This window comes from Streptomyces sp. NPDC055099, assembly GCF_053607685.1.
Map to the genome: position 1 here is coordinate 470,218 of NZ_JBSGUA010000002.1, position 15,152 is coordinate 485,369.

General features: G+C 72.3%; 17 protein-coding genes. 6 read left to right on the top strand and 11 right to left on the bottom strand.

Going from position 1 to position 15,152, the window contains the following annotated elements; genetic code table 11:
- Entirely contained in the window at positions 1-915 is a 915-nt protein-coding gene (locus ACWFRU_RS06560) for a LysR family transcriptional regulator (protein WP_453684990.1), read from the bottom strand.
- 218 nt (positions 916-1,133) lie between these two features.
- On the opposite strand from ACWFRU_RS06560, the gene ACWFRU_RS06565 reads away from it, so the two are divergent.
- From ACWFRU_RS06565 to amaB, 3 genes are all read left to right on the top strand, one after another.
- Positions 1,134-2,363 (top strand): NAD(P)/FAD-dependent oxidoreductase, encoded by a 1,230-nt coding sequence (locus ACWFRU_RS06565; protein ID WP_453684991.1) that lies wholly within the window; start codon positions 1,134-1,136, stop codon positions 2,361-2,363.
- Between the two features lie 64 nt (positions 2,364-2,427).
- A complete protein-coding gene (gene hglS / locus ACWFRU_RS06570; RefSeq protein ID WP_453684992.1) occupies positions 2,428-3,843 on the top strand; it encodes a 2-oxoadipate dioxygenase/decarboxylase in 1,416 nt (471 codons plus the stop codon).
- 48 nt (positions 3,844-3,891) lie between these two features.
- Positions 3,892-5,436: an L-piperidine-6-carboxylate dehydrogenase gene (amaB, locus tag ACWFRU_RS06575; protein ID WP_453684993.1), complete on the top strand. Its 1,545-nt coding sequence runs from the start codon at positions 3,892-3,894 to the stop codon at positions 5,434-5,436.
- Here the strand turns inward: amaB and ACWFRU_RS06580 are convergent.
- Together ACWFRU_RS06580 and ACWFRU_RS06585 are read right to left on the bottom strand one after the other, a co-directional pair.
- Positions 5,391-5,702, bottom strand: coding sequence for a hypothetical protein (locus ACWFRU_RS06580; protein WP_453684994.1), 312 nt, complete (start codon positions 5,700-5,702; stop codon positions 5,391-5,393). The two genes, amaB and ACWFRU_RS06580, sit on opposite strands and share 46 nt — an antisense overlap.
- Entirely contained in the window at positions 5,699-6,604 is a 906-nt protein-coding gene (locus ACWFRU_RS06585) for an endonuclease/exonuclease/phosphatase family protein (RefSeq protein WP_453685278.1), read from the bottom strand. Before ACWFRU_RS06585 ends, ACWFRU_RS06580 begins: the two co-directional genes overlap by 4 nt.
- Before the next feature lie 311 nt (positions 6,605-6,915).
- On the opposite strand from ACWFRU_RS06585, the gene ACWFRU_RS06590 reads away from it, so the two are divergent.
- Positions 6,916-7,236: a cupin gene (locus ACWFRU_RS06590; RefSeq protein ID WP_453684995.1), complete on the top strand. Its 321-nt coding sequence runs from the start codon at positions 6,916-6,918 to the stop codon at positions 7,234-7,236.
- Between the two features lie 18 nt (positions 7,237-7,254).
- On the opposite strand, the gene ACWFRU_RS06595 is transcribed toward ACWFRU_RS06590, so the two are convergent.
- Positions 7,255-7,818, bottom strand: a complete 564-nt coding sequence (locus tag ACWFRU_RS06595) for a cysteine hydrolase family protein (RefSeq protein ID WP_453684996.1) — start codon at positions 7,816-7,818, stop codon at positions 7,255-7,257.
- A gap of 20 nt (positions 7,819-7,838) precedes the next feature.
- The gene (locus ACWFRU_RS06600) at positions 7,839-8,243 is read right to left on the bottom strand and encodes a RidA family protein (RefSeq protein ID WP_365818422.1); all 405 of its coding nucleotides are present in this window, start codon (positions 8,241-8,243) and stop codon (positions 7,839-7,841) included.
- Positions 8,244-8,322: 79 nt separating this feature from the next.
- Here ACWFRU_RS06600 and ACWFRU_RS06605 point away from each other — a divergent pair, with 79 nt between their 5' ends.
- The gene (locus ACWFRU_RS06605; protein ID WP_453684997.1) at positions 8,323-8,874 is read left to right on the top strand and encodes a 2'-5' RNA ligase family protein; all 552 of its coding nucleotides are present in this window, start codon (positions 8,323-8,325) and stop codon (positions 8,872-8,874) included.
- Between the two features lie 122 nt (positions 8,875-8,996).
- Positions 8,997-9,392: an SHOCT domain-containing protein gene (locus tag ACWFRU_RS06610; protein WP_453684998.1), complete on the top strand. Its 396-nt coding sequence runs from the start codon at positions 8,997-8,999 to the stop codon at positions 9,390-9,392.
- Between the two features lie 26 nt (positions 9,393-9,418).
- Here the strand turns inward: ACWFRU_RS06610 and ACWFRU_RS06615 are convergent, their stop codons facing one another.
- The 6 genes from ACWFRU_RS06615 to ACWFRU_RS06640 are packed head-to-tail and all read right to left on the bottom strand — an operon-like array spanning position 9,419 to position 15,030.
- Positions 9,419-10,687, bottom strand: coding sequence for a cytochrome P450 family protein (locus ACWFRU_RS06615; RefSeq protein ID WP_453684999.1), 1,269 nt, complete (start codon positions 10,685-10,687; stop codon positions 9,419-9,421).
- A 52-nt stretch (positions 10,688-10,739) separates the two neighbouring features.
- On the bottom strand, positions 10,740-12,044 hold the full coding sequence (locus ACWFRU_RS06620; protein ID WP_453685000.1) for a cytochrome P450: 1,305 nt from the start codon (positions 12,042-12,044) through the stop codon (positions 10,740-10,742).
- Positions 12,041-12,703 (bottom strand): GTP-binding protein, encoded by a 663-nt coding sequence (locus ACWFRU_RS06625; RefSeq protein ID WP_453685001.1) that lies wholly within the window; start codon positions 12,701-12,703, stop codon positions 12,041-12,043. The genes ACWFRU_RS06620 and ACWFRU_RS06625 overlap by 4 nt, the downstream gene beginning before the upstream one ends.
- Complete coding sequence (locus ACWFRU_RS06630) at positions 12,681-13,043, bottom strand: DUF742 domain-containing protein (RefSeq protein ID WP_453449833.1); 363 nt, start codon at positions 13,041-13,043, stop codon at positions 12,681-12,683. The genes ACWFRU_RS06625 and ACWFRU_RS06630 overlap by 23 nt, the downstream gene beginning before the upstream one ends.
- Positions 13,040-13,486, bottom strand: a complete 447-nt coding sequence (locus ACWFRU_RS06635) for a roadblock/LC7 domain-containing protein (RefSeq protein ID WP_363205856.1) — start codon at positions 13,484-13,486, stop codon at positions 13,040-13,042. Before ACWFRU_RS06635 ends, ACWFRU_RS06630 begins: the two co-directional genes overlap by 4 nt.
- Positions 13,483-15,030, bottom strand: a complete 1,548-nt coding sequence (locus ACWFRU_RS06640; protein WP_453685279.1) for an ATP-binding protein — start codon at positions 15,028-15,030, stop codon at positions 13,483-13,485. The genes ACWFRU_RS06635 and ACWFRU_RS06640 overlap by 4 nt, the downstream gene beginning before the upstream one ends.
- Between the last annotated feature and the right edge of the window lie 122 nt (positions 15,031-15,152).

Below are 15,152 nucleotides of genomic sequence, written 5' to 3' on the forward strand. Positions count from 1 at the left end.
CTACGCGTGTGGCCCGCACCGCTGGTCGGCCACCGTCCGCAACACCTCGACCAGGGCGGCCACGGCCGGGCGCCGTTCGGCGGAGGCGCGGCACACCACGACGATGTGCCGCTCGATCCTCTCCCGCAGTCGCAGCACGTCGAAGCGCGAGGCGCGCAGGCCGAGCATCAGCTCGGTCACCGTGCTCACGCCGATGCCCGCCTCGACGAGCGCCAGGGTCGCCGCGGTGTCGGTGACCTCGTGCCGCACGTCCGGTTCGAGGCCCGCGCGACGGCACGCGGTGCGGACGGCTCTGCCGTAGTAGCTGTCGGGAGACGGCAGGATCCACGCCAGCTCCCGGGTGTCGGCGAGGGCGGCGCGCTCCCGGCCGCCCATCCAGCCGGTGGGCACCGCGAGGCCGAAGCGCTCGCGGTAGAGCCGGGTCACACGCAGGGCGGCGTCGCGCGGGATGGGCACGTCCGGGTAGTCGAGGCCGAGCGCCAGGTCGACGCCTCCCGAGGCGACGGCGTCATACACCTCGTCCACGTCCATGTCACGGCTGTGCACGGCGAGTTCGGGGTGGGCCGCGTGTACCTGGCGCAGGGCCGGCGGCAGGATCTCGGCGGCGGCCGTGGCGAACAGGCCGACCAGCAGCGTGCCGCGGACCACGCCGCTACCGCGCTCCAGCTCCTCGACGGCTTCGGCCTCCGCGGCCAGGATTCGCTCCGCGTGCCGGGCCAGCGCGGTCCCGGCGTCGGTCAGCTCCACCCGGCGGCCCGCCCGGCGCAGCAGCGGCGTGCCCGCGGCCCTCTCCAGCGCGGCGATCTGCTGGGAGACGCCGCCCGGGGTGTAGCCGAGCGCGTGCGCGACGGCGGTGATGGTGCCGCGCCGGGTCAGCTCGACCAGGGAGCGCAGCTGGGAACTCGTCCAGTCCATGAGGCGACCGTATAGAGACCGTCAAAGATCAGGAGCAGGAACTGTTCATGGACGTCAACGGTGGGCGTGCGTCACGATGGCGGACAGTCGGCTGATCGGCGCCCCGCACGTCACCGAGCTTCCGCGCACGTTGCTGACGGCCATGCCACGCCCGTGAACTGACGCCCCCTCATGTCACCTCGTCCGGGCGCCCGGTCTCTGGAAAGGATGGGCCCCTCATGCCCCGTTCACCGCGTCCGCCCTCCGCGGCGCGCCCGTCCTCCGCACCTCGCCCCTCCGCCACCCCCGCCTTCCATGCCCTTCCGTCGACCGCCGATGTGGTGATCGTCGGCGGGGGCGTGATGGGTGCCTCCATCGCCTTCCATCTCGCCGAGGCCGGCGTGCGGGACATCCTCGTCGTCGAACGCGGCGAACTCGCCTGCGGCAGTTCCGGCAAACCCATCGGCGGGGTGCGCGCCCACTTCTCCGACCCGCTCAACATCGAGCTCGGGCGCCGGAGTCTGCGCGCCTTTCAGGATTTCCCGCACCGGCCCGGCGCGGACATCCGTCTGGACACCGTGGGCTATCTCTTCCTGCTCACCGAGGAGCGGCAGGTCACGGAGTTCACCAAGAGCGTGCGGCTCCAGAACGGCCTGGGCGTGCCGAGCCGCGTGATCGGTGCCGACGAGGCCCGGCGCCTGTGCCCGTATCTGAGCACCGACGGCCTCGTGGCCGCCGTGCACTCCCCCACCGACGGACACGCACGGCCCGGCCTGGTCGTGCACGGTTACGCCGAGGCGGCGGCCCGTGCGGGTGTCCGCCTCGCCACGCACACCCGCGTCACCGGCATGGACACCACCGGCGACCGCGTCAGCGCCGTGCACACCGACCGCGGCCATGTCTTCTGCTCCACCGTCATCTGCGCGGCGGGCGCGTGGTCCGAGCAGATCGGCGCCATGGTCGGCGTGGACCTGCCGGTACGGCCCGTCCGCCGCCAACTCGCTTTCACTGAGCGGCTGTCCCCGTCCGCCCCGCGCATCCCCTTCACCATCGACTTCACGTCGTCGGCGTACTTCCACAACAGCGACGACGGTCTGCTCCTCGGCCTCGCGGACCCCCGCCAGACCGATGGCTTCGACACCACCTGGACCCCGGAGTGGCTCGACCTGTTCCGGGATGTCGTACGCCGTCGCGCCCCCGCCCTCGCCACCATGCCGACCGTCGGCGGCTGGGCGGGCCTCTACGAGGTCACGCCCGACCACAACGCCTTGATCGGGCGCTCCGGAGAACTCCCCAACTTCTTCTACGCCACCGGGTTCTCGGGGCATGGCTTCCTCCAGGCACCGGCGGTCGGCGAGATCGTGCGCGATCTGCATCTGGGACGTGCGCCATGCGTCGACATCGCACCGATGAGCGCCGACCGCTTCCGGGCCGGGTCCGCGCCCCGCCCCGAGGTCCATGTCGTGTGAGCCGCACACCCTCCGCATCGGCATCCGGCACCCGGCACCCGGCAGTTCGAAAGGCAGACCATCGATGATCAGCCAGTGGCAGTTGCGGGCCGCCTTCGCCGCGCGACTCTCGGAGATGTACGGGCGGGAGGTCCCGGCCTACAACACGCTCGTGGACGTCTCACGCGAGGTGAACGAGGACACGCTGCGCGCGCAGGGTGCCGATGCCCAACGGCTCGGCTCCATCAGCCGGGTCACCGCGGAGCGGCACGGCGCCATCCGCGTGGGCACTCCCGCCGAACTACGCGACGTGGCCCGGGTGTTCGGCGCCCTCGGCATGCGTCCGGTCGGCTTCTACGACCTGCGGGAGGCGGCAGCGAGCGCGGTGCCGGTCGTGTCGACGGCCTTTCGCCCGGTGGACGCCGATGAGCTGGCGCTTAATCCCTTCCGGGTCTTCACCTCGCTGCTCACGACCGCGGACCCGCGCTTCTTCGACGCGGGCCTGCGCTCCCGGCTCGAGACCTTCCTCGCCGGGCGCGAACTCTTCCCGCCGGAACTGCTCGCCCTGGCCGACCGGGCCGAGGCGGAGCGCGAATTGCCCGAGGCGGATGCCGGGCGTTTCCTCCGTCTCGCCGTCCAGGCCTTCGAGTTGTCGGCCGAGCCGATCGACCGCGCCTGGTACGAGGAGCTGGAGAGGGTGTCGGCGGTCGCCGCGGACATCGGGGGCGTCCGCTCCACCCACATCAACCACCTCACCCCGCGCGTCCTGGACATAGACGAGCTGTACCGGCGGATGACCGGCCGCGGGATCGAGATGATCGACGCGATCCAGGGCCCGCCCGGCTGGAAGGGACCCGACCTGCTGCTGCGCCAGACGTCCTTCCGCGCCCTCGCCGAACCGCGTGCCCTGCGCCTGCCCGACGGCAGCGTCGTCCGCGGTGCCCTGCGGGTGCGGTTCGGCGAGGTCGAGGCCCGCGGCATCGCCCTCACCCCGGCGGGCCGCGCGCTCTACGACCGCCTGCTCGCGCTGGTCGACGACGAGACCGCCCGGCGCCCGGCGGCCGACCGCACCGAGGTGGCCCGTGCCCTGTGGACCGCACATGTGCCGGCCACCGAGCGTGAACTCGCCGCACAGGGGCTGGCCTACTTCACCTACCACGCCGCGCCCGACCGCCCGCGAAACGGCACACAACCCCCCATATCTATTGGGGAGTTGGAGCGGCGTGGCTGGGTGCGGGCCGAGCCCGTCGTCTACGAGGACTTCCTGCCGCGTTCCGCCGCGGGCATCTTCCAGTCCAACCTCAGTGGCGAGGGCTCCCGGAACACCGGGCAGCAGGGCGCCTCGTACGACAGCGACTGGCTGTCCGGTGCCATCGGCCGCGAGGTTCTGGACCCGTACGCCCTCTATGCGCGTCAGCGGAGCCTCTCGATCACCCAGGCAGGCCGCGAACTGGGCCTCGCCATCGAGGACATCGACGACACCGACGAAACACACCACTGATCCCCTCCGCCCTCGGCCCCAACCCGCACACCTCACCCAGGGAGCGTCATGACCGGGACCACCGCCCTGAACACCGCCCTGCCCACCACCGACGACCTGCGCACCCGTGCCCGCGCGAGCCTGCGGCGACTCGGCGTGAACGTGCCGGAGGGCGGCGACTTCCAGGCGCGTACGCCCATCACGGGCGAGGACCTCTTCGGCCTGACCGCGTCGACCGATGCCGATACGGGGGACGCCGTCGCCGCCGCCCGCGAGGCGTTCCTCGTCTGGCGCACCACACCGGCACCTCGCAGGGGTGAACTCGTGCGCTGTCTGAGCGAGTTGCTGCGCGTCCACAAGGGCGACCTGGCCGACCTGATCACGATCGAGGCGGGCAAGATCCGCTCCGAGGCGTTGGGCGAGGTCCAGGAGATGATCGACATCTGTGACTTCGCGGTCGGTCTCTCGCGCCAGCTCTACGGCCGCACCATCGCCTCCGAGCGACCCGGCCACCGGCTCGCCGAGACCTGGCATCCGCTCGGGGTGGTCGGGGTGATCTCCGCGTTCAACTTCCCCGCCGCGGTCTGGTCGTGGAACACCGCGGTGGCGTTGGCCTGCGGCGACACCGTGGTCTGGAAGCCCTCCGAGCTGACCCCGCTGATCTCGCTGGCCTGCGACCGGCTGCTGGCGCGGGCCGCGGAGGAGACCGGCGCCCCGGCCGACGTGCACCGTCTGCTGCTCGGTGACCGCGCGGTGGGCGAGCGCCTGGTCGACGACCCGCGCGTCGCGCTCGTCAGCGCCACCGGGTCCACCCGCATGGGCCGCGAGGTCGGGCCGCGCGTGGCGGCACGGTTCGGGCGCTGCCTGCTGGAACTCGGCGGCAACAACGCCGCGGTGGTGGCGCCTTCGGCCGACCTCGACCTGGCGGTGCGGGGCATCGTCTTCGCGGCGGCGGGCACGGCGGGCCAGCGGTGCACCACGCTGCGCCGTCTCATCGTCCACCGCGACATCGCCGACACGCTCATCGCGCGCCTTTCGGCCGCGTACGCCAAGCTGCCGATCGGTGACCCCTTCGACGAGAGCACCCTCGTCGGCCCGCTCATCTCCCCCGCGGCCCTCGACGGCATGCAGGACGCGCTCACCCGCGTACAGGCGCAAGGAGGCAAGATCCTCGCCGGCGGCAACAGGCGGCCGGCGGACGCGGCGCCGCGAGCCGCCTACGCCGAGCCGGTCCTCGTCCGCGTCGACGAACAGACCGACGTCGTACGCCAGGAGACCTTCGCGCCCATCCTGTACGTGCTCACGTACGACACCCTGGAGGAGGCCGTCGCGCTGCACAACGACGTCCCGCAGGGGCTGTCCTCCAGCATCTTCACGCGCGACCAGCAGGAGGCCGAGTTCTTCCTGTCCAGCGAGGGATCCGACTGCGGAATCGCCAACGTCAACATCGGCACGTCCGGCGCCGAGATCGGGGGCGCGTTCGGCGGCGAGAAGGAGACGGGCGGCGGCCGCGAGTCAGGCTCCGACGCCTGGCGGGCGTACATGCGACCGGCCACCAACACCATCAACTACTCCGGCCACCTGTCCCTGGCCCAGAACGTCAGCTTCCTTTGACCAAGGCCCACGGCGGTGAACTCGTCCTTGCCTGGGGCCGCGGCCGGCAGCCGACCAGTCGGCGAGGATCTTCGCGAACCTGTCCGAAACCGCCAGAACCCCAGTACGCCGTGACCGCCGCCGTCCGCGAAGGAGTCGAGCAGGGCCTCGGTCATCGGCAGGAGCGACAGGTCCTGACCGATCGGAGCCAGGAGCGCGGCCGGCACATCCCGTACCGCCGCGCACAGCACCTCGCCACCGATCACCGCATCCTGACCCCTGATCAAGGAGCGAAAGTGATGCCGGCGGTGACCGGGAGGTGGTCGCTTCCCGTGGCGGGCAGTGTCCGGACGTCGGTGACGGTCGCCGAGCGGGTCATGACGTGGTCGATCCGGGAGACGGGGAAGGAAGCCGGCCAGCTGAAGGCGAACTCCCGCCCCGCCGAGTCCAGGCGCGTGAGGACCGGGTCCAGGCCGCGGTCGTCCACCGTGCCGTTGAGGTCGCCCAGCAGAATCACCTTCTCCAGCTTCTCGGCGGCCAGCGCCGCGCCCAGCAGGCCCGCGCTCTCGTCCCGGCGCCCGGAACTGAAACCGTTCCACTGCACGCGCACGGACGGCAGGTGGGCGACGTACACCGCGACAGCGCCCCACGGCGTACGCGCCGTCGCCCGCACCCCGCGGTTCCAGCCCTTCCCGACGCCCTCCGGCCTGATGTCCACCGCCCTGACGTCCGTCAGCGGATGCTTCGACCAGAGTCCGACCGTGCCCCGCACGGCGCGGTGCGGATACTTCGGCGCCAGTTCCTTCTCGTACGCGGGCAGCGCGGACGGTGTCACCTCCTCCAGGGCGATCAGGTCCGGCCCGGCGTCGCTCAGGGCGCGCGCGGTGCCCGCGGGGTCGGCGTTCACGTCGCTGACGTTGTGCTGGACGGCCGTGATGTCGTGGGCTCCGCCGCCCCCGGCGGTCGCACGCCCGCCGAAAAGGATTCCCCACGCGGCCACGGGGAGCAGCAGGGCCACCAGCGCCAGGGCTGAGCGGCGCAGCAGAGCCAAGACGAGCAGCAGGGGAACGGCGAGGCCGAGCCACGGCAGGAACGTCTCCAGGAGGCTGCCGACGCGGCCGACGGTGTTGGGCACCGCGGAGTGGAAAACCAGCACGGCGGCGGTCAGAGCGGCCTGCGCGGCGAGAATCCGGCCGCGTGCCCAGGGCGACCGGCCCGTCGCGGCCTCTCCCCACCGCGGCCAGTGACCGCGCCCCGGCCTTCGCCACGGGCGAGCGCTCCGCGTCTCCGGCGCCGCCCCGCTGTCCACTCGCTCCACTCGACTCCCCTGACTCCCCTGACTCCCCCGCTCCCCGGCCGTGAGCGACGCGTGGCTGGTAGGACGCCACCATCGGGTGATCAGGTTCCGCCCGCCGGATGCGGCCCACGCGGGCAAGGGGAACACTGGGGGGCGCATGTCCGTACCGCGGGTGCGCACGCGCCCCGTCGAAGGGATCTCCCGTGGCCGACCTCTACGCCCTCGTCGGCGAGCACCTCGAAAAGGCCCGCACCGCCGCACACGGGCGCAGCGCGGAGCTGCTCCTGCACGACGGTCCGCTGCGGCAGAGCCTGATCGTGCTCACCTCCGGCACCGAGCTGAGCGAGCACGAAACACCCACGGCCGCGACCCTGTTCGTCCTGCGCGGCCGGGTCGGACTCACCACGGGGAGCGACACCCTCGAACTGGGCGAGGGTGAGTTCGCGCCCATCCCGCACGAGCGCCACGGCCTGACCGCGCTGGATGACTCGGCCGTCGTGCTGACGGCCGTCACCGAGGTCTGAGCAAGCGGCTCCCAGGGGCTACCGGGCTTCCACGGCCTTGAGCCACTCCTCCACGGCGATGACCTCCGCCCACTGCGGGAAGAGCTTGCCGATCAGGACGTCGTGCACCTCGGGGTCCAGATCGAGGCAGGCGTCCGACAGGACGGTGAGCCCGAGGTCGTGGTCGTTGGCGTGACACGCGGTGTGCAGCACCACGCCGCTGGTGGCGATGCCGGTGAGGACGAGGTGGTCGATGTCGCGCGCCCTGAGCACCAGCTCCAGGTCGCTGCCCGAGAACGCGCTCCCGCGCCGCTTGGTGATCACGGTGTCGCCCGCCCGCGGCGCGATGTCGGGGTGGATCTCGGTGCCGGGCCCGCCTTCGGCGTGCAGGCCCGCCCGCGCCACGGCGGTGAGTGCCTTGTTGCGGGGGCTGACGCCCGCGGGGCCCGGCCGTAACGCGATGGCCACGTAGATCACGGGGATGTCCGCCGCGCGGGCTCCGTCGATCGCCCGGCGCAGCCGCGGGAGATACCCCGAGCCGTCGTCGGCGAGGTCCACGATCTCGCGCTGGACGTCCATCACGAGGAGGGCGTTGTTCGCCATGCTCGAAGTCCCTTCCGCTCTTACGGCCGCGCTGCCACGGCGTCGACCTCGAACAGCATGCCCGGCAGCGCGAGCGAGGCCACACCGCTCAGTGTCTGCGCGGGGAGCCGGTCGCCGAAGCGTGCGTGCAGTGCCTTGCCGAGGATCTCCAGCTTCTCCAGGTCGTGGGCGACGATGAACGTGCCGAGCCGGACGACGTGCTCGTATCCGAGGCCGACGCCCTCCAGGGCCGACAGCAGCCTGTCGAAGGCCAGGTCCACCTGCGTGGCGAAGTCGCCGGGCACCGGGGCGCCGGTGGCGTCGGAGGCGTACTGGCCGCCGATGAAGACGAGTTCGCCGGGCGCCGACACGGCGTGGCTGTAGCCGAACGGCGTCGGGTCGTGGAGTGTGTCCGGGTTCGTGATGGTGCGCTGATCGGTCGTCATGTCTGATCGAACTCCGGCGGGGGCCCGCCCATTCCGCCGGAACGCGGGCAATCCGCGCCCGGTGCGATCATTGCGCGTGATGAATGCCGAGGAAGAGCGTGCCGAGCGGGAGCCCGCGGGGGGCGGGTGGCCGGACACACCGGGTGACACCGCCCTGACGATCAAGGTGCCCGAAGCCGATCCGCTGGTCCGGGCGGGGGTCCCGGCCCATGTGACGGTGCTCTACCCCTTCGTGCACGAGAGCCGCCTCGACGCCACGGCCCGCCGCGATCTGGCCGCTCTCTTCGCCGGTCATGACGCCTTCACGCTGACCTTCGCCGAGTTCGCCCGCTATCCCGGTGTGCTCTACCTCGACCCGTGGCCGCACGCCCCGGTCACGGCCCTGGCCAAGGACCTCACGGCGCGCTGGCCGGAAGCCGTGCCCTACCGGGGGATATTCGACCCGCCGCTCGCCCCGCACCTGACGGTCGCCAACCACGAGGGCCCCGCGACCCAGGACGCCGCCTACGACGCCTTGCAGGCCGAACTGGAGCCCCTGCTGCCGCTGAGCTGTCACGTCCGGGCGGTCCACCTCATCGCCTTCGACGGCACACGCTGGCGGGACCGCGCCGCATACCGCCTAGGGCCCTGAGCACGGGGGCCCTGATCGCGGGCTCCGGCCGTCCAAGATGCGGGCGCCCGTTTTCGGAGATATGCCTGGTGCACGGGAATTGATTCCGCGACCTCGCGGACTCCGTGAAAGGGGCACCCGCCATGGACGACTACCCGCTGCTGAATCTGTTCCTGACGATGCTCTACCTCTTCCTGTGGATCATGTGGTTCTTCCTGCTGTTCAAGGTGATCACCGATCTGTTCCGCGATCACACGCTCAGCGGCTGGTGGAAGGCGGGCTGGCTCATCTTCGTCCTCGTCCTCCCGTTCCTCGGCGTCCTCGTGTACCTCATCGCGCGCGGCCGCAGCATGAGCGAGCGCGATGTGGCACAGGCCAAGGAACAGGAGCAGGCGTTCCTCGCCTACGTGCAGAAGGCGGCCGGCTCAGGACCGGGCGGCGGCCACGTCGACGAGCTGGCGCGCCTCGCCGAGCTGCGGAAGAACGGCGACATCACCACCGAGGAGTACGAGAAGGCCAAGGAGAAGGTGCTGGCCTGAGCGGCGGAGTGAGCGGCTGACCGGCGCTACGCCTGCCGGACCCCCACGCGCACGGGAAGCTTCTGCACGCTGTTGCCCACGAAGGAGGCGTGCCGGGGCAGTTCGGGCTCCGGCACGGCCAGGTCGAGGTCGGGGAAGCGGGCGAAGAGCTGCTCCAGGGCTATGGTGGCCTCCATGCGGGCCAGCGGGGCGCCCATGCAGAAGTGCGCGCCGTGGCCGAGGGACAGATGCCGGGTGGCGGTGTTGTCGCGGGTGATGTCGAAGCGGTCGGCATCGGGGCCGTGCGCCTGCTTGTCGCGGCCCGCCGCGGAGTAGCCGGCCAGCACGGGGGTGCCCTGGGGGATGACGGTGCCGTCGAGCGTGAGGTCCCGGGTCGGGTACCGGAAGGGGAAGTAGCTGACGGGGCTGTCCCAGCGCAGGGTCTCCTCCACCACGTCCGCCCAGCTCACCTTGCCGTCCTTGGCGAGGGCGAGCTGCTCGCGGTGGGTGCACAGGGCGCGTACGGCGTTGGTGATCAGGTTCAGCGTGGTCTCGTGCCCGGCGATGATCGTGAGCATCAGGGTGCCGAGCAGTTCGTGCGGGCTGAGCCGGTCGCCGTTCTCCTCACGGGCCGCGATCAACGCGGTGGTCAGGTCGTCGCCGGGGTTCGCGGCGCGGGCCGCGGCGACCGCGCCGAGCACCTCCACCATCTCCTTGTTGGCCGCCATCGCCTCTTGCGGGCCGATGTCGGTGGCGACGATCTGGTTCGACAGGTGGTGCAGCCGGTCGTGGTACTCGGCGTCCACGCCGAGAAGTTCGCAGATGACGCCCATCGGCAGCGGCAGCGCGAAGTGCTTGCGCAGGTCCGCCACGCCGTCGCCCGCGGCGGCGGCCCGCTCCAGGCCGTCGAGCAGCTCGGTCGTCAGCGCCATGATCCGCGGCTGCAGTTCCGCCACCCTGCGGGCGGTGAACGCCTTGCCCATCAGGGAGCGCAGCCTGCGGTGGTCGGTGCCGTCGGCGGTGGTCATGCCCTGCACCGTCGCGAACGTCTTCAGCGGCCAGCCGTCGGGTATCTCCCCGGCCTGCAGCGCGGCGAAGTGCGCGGCGTTCTTGGCGACATCGGGGTGCGCGAGGAACTCCTTGAGCGCGTCGTGGCCCAGGACCGCCATGCCCTGTACGTCACCGGGCAGCACGACCGGTGCGACGGCGCCGCGTGCGAGCAGGCGGGCGTTGTCCGCGTGCGGGCAGCCGCCGGATGGGTCGAAGCGGTGCGGCTGGCTTGCTGCGGCGTCGGTGTTCACCGGTGACGTGTTCAACGGGCTCTCCTGGTCCGGGGGCGGGCTGCTGCGGGGCGTGCGGGGTGTCCGGTCAGAGCACGGCGTGCGGCTCCGGCGACGGGGCGGGGTGCTGCGAAAGGACCGGGGCGGTGAAGCGGACCGGCAGCGAGGCGAGTCCCTTGCTCCAGGGCGACTTGATCCACTCCAGGTCGGCCTGCGGGATGGCCAGTTCGAGGTCGGGCAGCCGGTGGCGGATCGTGTCCACGGCGGTACGGGTGATGAGCCGGGCCGGGTCCTGGGCGGGGCAGATGTGCGGGCCCGCGCCGAAGGCCAGGTGCGAGCGGTTGCCCACGACCGGGGTGCCGTCGTCCGGCAGGATCTCCGGGTCCGCGTTGGCGCCGGCCAGGCCGAGGATGAGCATGTCGCCGGTGCGGATGGACTGCCCGCCGAAGGTCATGTCGCGGGTGGCGTAGCGGGCGGGGAAGTTCTGCGTGGGCGGGAAACGCCACAGGACCAGGTCGAGCGCGTCGTCCACGCTGAGGTGGCCACCGGTCAGCGAGGAGCGGAACTGCGGGTCGCAGAGCAGGATGCGCAGGGTGGTGGCGATCCAGTTGACGGTGGTCTGGTTGCCCGCGACGAACATGACCACGAGGTTGTGCAGGACCTCTTCGTCGCTGAGCCGGGCCGGGTGGTGCAGCAGGGCCGAGGTGATGTCGTTGCCGCGGCGGCGCCGCTTCTCCTCGATCAGCTGGAGCAGGATCGCGCCCATGCGCTTGCTGGCGTCGGCCGATGCGCTGGTGGCGGCGACCGTTCCGGCGACGGCCTCAACCAGCTGCCGCCCGGTCAGGTCGTCCACGCCGAGCAGTGCGGTGATGACGCGCATCGGCAGCTTGCGGGCGTAGTCGGCCACCAGGTCGGCCTCGCTGCGTTCCGCGAACGACACGATCACCTGCTCCGCCTCGGCCCGTACGGTGCGCCGCAGTTCGTGGCCGTTGATCCCGGCGAGGGCGGCGGAGACGGCGGCGCGCATCCTGCGGTGCTGCTGTCCGTCGGCGAACAGCAGGGCGGGACGCCAGCCGACCATGGGCAGGATCGGCGAGTCTGCGGGCACCCGGCCTTCCCGCAGCAGGCCCCAGCGGCGCGGATCGTGGGAGAAGTCCTGTTCGTCGCGCGTCAGTTGGAGCAGCTCGCGGTGGCCGATGACGAGCCAGGCGTCGACGCCAGGGGCGATGGACACGGGCGCCACCGGTCCGTGGGCGCCGCGCAGTTGCTCGTACAGGGCGGTCATGGCGTCGCCGTCGAGGTGCGGTCCGTAGAGCGCGGTCGTCGGCGCCGCGGCTCCGGCGACCGGGCAGCGGGTCGGCGGCAGCCCGGCCGCGGGGTGGGGCGAGGTCATGGGGTCTCCGTGGCGAGGTGGATGAGGTGCTTGACGAGGGCGATCAGCGCCCGGACCGAGGACGCGGGGTCGCGTGCGTCGCAGGTCACCACGGGGGTTCCGGGGAGCAGGTCGAGGGCGGAGCGCAGGTCGTCCACGCTGTGCTGGGGGCTGCCGGGGAAGATGTTGACGGCCACCGCGAAGGGCAGTCCGAGGTCCTCCAGGTTGCCCAGGGCGTCGAAGGACGCCTCCAGGTCACGCGTGTCCACCAGGGCCAGGGCGCCGAGCGCGCCCTTGGCCAGGTCCCGCCACGCCGGCAGGAAGCGCTGCTGGCCGGGGGTGCCGAACAGGTAGAGCACCAGCTCGCCGTCGATGGTCATCCGGCCGAAGTCCAGGGCCACGGTCGTGGTCGTCTTGCCGCTCGCCGCGACGGTGTCCACCCGGGCGCCCGCCTGGGTCATGACGGCCTCGGTGGACAGGGGTTTGATCTCCGAGACCGTGCCGATCAGGGTGGTCTTGCCGACCCCGAGCGGCCCGACGACCAGGATCTTGGCGGCGCCCGCGACGCTGGAGGTGAGGTACTTCCCGGACCCGGGCCCGGACTCGGTCCCGGTGGAACCGGGCGGTCGCGGGGCTCCGGGCGCGGGGGACGGCGCGTCAGAGGCGGCTTTCGAGACCATGGAGGACCTTTCTGAGCATGGTCACATCGGTGTATTCGGCCGGGGGCACCGGCGGGCGGGTCACGATGAGCCCCCATTCGAGGAGATCGCAGAGCAACGCCTGGACGACCGAGGGGGGTTGCCCGATGTGGGCGGCCACCTCGGCCACCGAGAGGAGCCCCTGGCAGTGCGCCAGGATGGTCTGGTGCTCGGGCTGGAGCGACGCGGGGAACGCCGCGTCCGTCGCCATCACCAGGGACTCCCAGGCCAGCGCCTCGGTGTCGGCTGCCGCCCGCCCGCGAGTGATCACGTACGGGCGGATCGCCGAGGCCGTCGGCTCCTCCGGCCGGGGGCCCGTCATGACGCCGCGGTGGCCGGATCCCGCGGCTGGCTGCTCAGGTGCGAGCCGATCTTCACCACGAGCAGCTGCATCTGCTGGGCCACCAGGCCGACATCCGCCTGCAGGTCGGTGGCGACCCCCAGGTGCGCGCCGACACCGGCGTGGGTGAACAGCACGAACCCGTGGTCGGACTCCAGCATCAACTGCCGTACGCCCGCGCCCGAGCCGAAGAGCAGCGAGGTCGTGGACCGGCCCGTCATGGTCATCGCCGCGCAGGCCGCGGAGAGGGACTCGGCTTCGGCGACACTCAGCTCGGACACCGGGCCCGAGAGGTTCTCGGCGGACGCGTGTCCGAGCCGCAGCCCGTCCTCGGACACCACCACGCTGTGCCGGACCCCGGGGATCTCGATCAGCGGGCGGAGCATCCAGCCCAGGTCGGGAAGGGGGGTGATGATTCCGGTCACTGCCGGCCTCCGTCATGCTCGTCAGGGGTGGGGGGTTGGGTCGGGGGGTTCGCCTCGCGCGCCGCCGGCTGCTCCGCGTCGAGGGCCGCGCGGCCACGCAGCGATCCGGACACCACGCTGGCGATCGACGCGCGCGCCGCCTCCGGCGTCCAGGGGGTCGTGGGCGGGGCAGGAGGTGCCTGGTGGTGCTCGGGGACCGGCATGCGGTGTGCGCCCGGGGCCGCCTGACGGCGGTTGCGGCGCTTGGGCAGACCGGCCGGCGTCTCGCGCTCGGCAGGCACGGCGGGTGCGGTCCGTACGGGCAACTCCGCCTGCTCGGCGGGGTCGTGCTGTTCGTGCGGCTCCCGCCGAGTGTGCTGCGCGGCGGCATGCTCCGGCGTTCCGCCGGGGGCCGTCGGCTGCCGTACGGGAACGGGGGCGGGCTCCGGCTCGGCGGGCTGCTGCGGTGTCTGGCCGCTGACGCGATGAGATCCCGTGAGCTGCGAAGGGGGTTCGGTCAGCAGGCGGAACGGCACGAACGTCACCGCTCGCGTGCCGCCGTAGGCCGACGCCCCGCTCAGTTCCACGTTGAAGCCGAGCTCACGGCTCCAGCGGCCCACGCAGGCCAGGCCGAGGCGCGGCACCGCGCCGAGCCGTGCCAGGTCCTGGTCGTCGCGGAGTTGGCCCATCGCCCGGTGCAGCACGTCCGGCGGCATCCCGAGTCCGGCGTCGTCGATCTCCAGGACCGCGCCGGCGCCCACCTCGCGGATGGTGACGACGACTTGGGAGCGCGAGGGCGAGAACACCGTGGCGTTCTCCAGGAGTTCGGCGATGGCGTGCATCAGCCCTTCGACCGCGGGCGGCACGGCGTACAGCGTCTGGCCGCCGTGCACCTCGATCCGGCTGTACTCCACGATCCGCGACTGTGCGCCGCGCACGCAGTCGTAGAGCGAGACGGGCCGTGTCTCCCTGCGGGCGGGCCAGATGCCGCACATCACGAGGAGCGTCTGGGCCTTGCGGGTCATCTGCGCCGCCGCGTGGTCGGCCTTCATCACCTCGCCCATGAGGTGCGGGTCGTCGATGGACCGCTCGACCCTGTCGAGGACTTGCTGCTGCACGGTGGCCATCGCGTGCATGGTGCGGGCGACGGACTCGAAGGCGGCCTGCACCGAGTCGCGCAGGCCGCGCTCGCGGCGCACCGCCTCGTCCGACCCGAGGGCGACGGCCACGGCGGACAGGGCCCGCGAGAACTCCTCACCGGTCTCCGTCGGCGCCGCCAACGGTCCCGGCACGCCCTCCAGCCGCTGCCCCGCGCGTACGCGCTCCGCGATCGCCGGGAGCCGTACACCGGCGAGGTGCGCGACCTCGGCCTCCCGGGCCGCGGCGAGCCGTTCCTGGCGGGCCCGCTCGGCCCGCTCGGCGGACAACTGCCGGACGAGCACGAGGACCCAGGCCAGTAGCAGCACCGCGACCGCGGCGCAGCCGCCGGCCAGGACCTGGCGCCACTGAGCCGCGGCGTCCAGTGCGGCGAGCACCGCGCCCGCGATCGCGAGGATCACGGCCATCAGCCAGACCACGGCCTCGCGTCCCACGGACCCGCGCTTGAGTCGGCTCACCACGGCCTGCTTGCCCCGGCAATCCTGCACACCTTCACCACGACGAACGAACCCTCCCCGAACGCACCGAA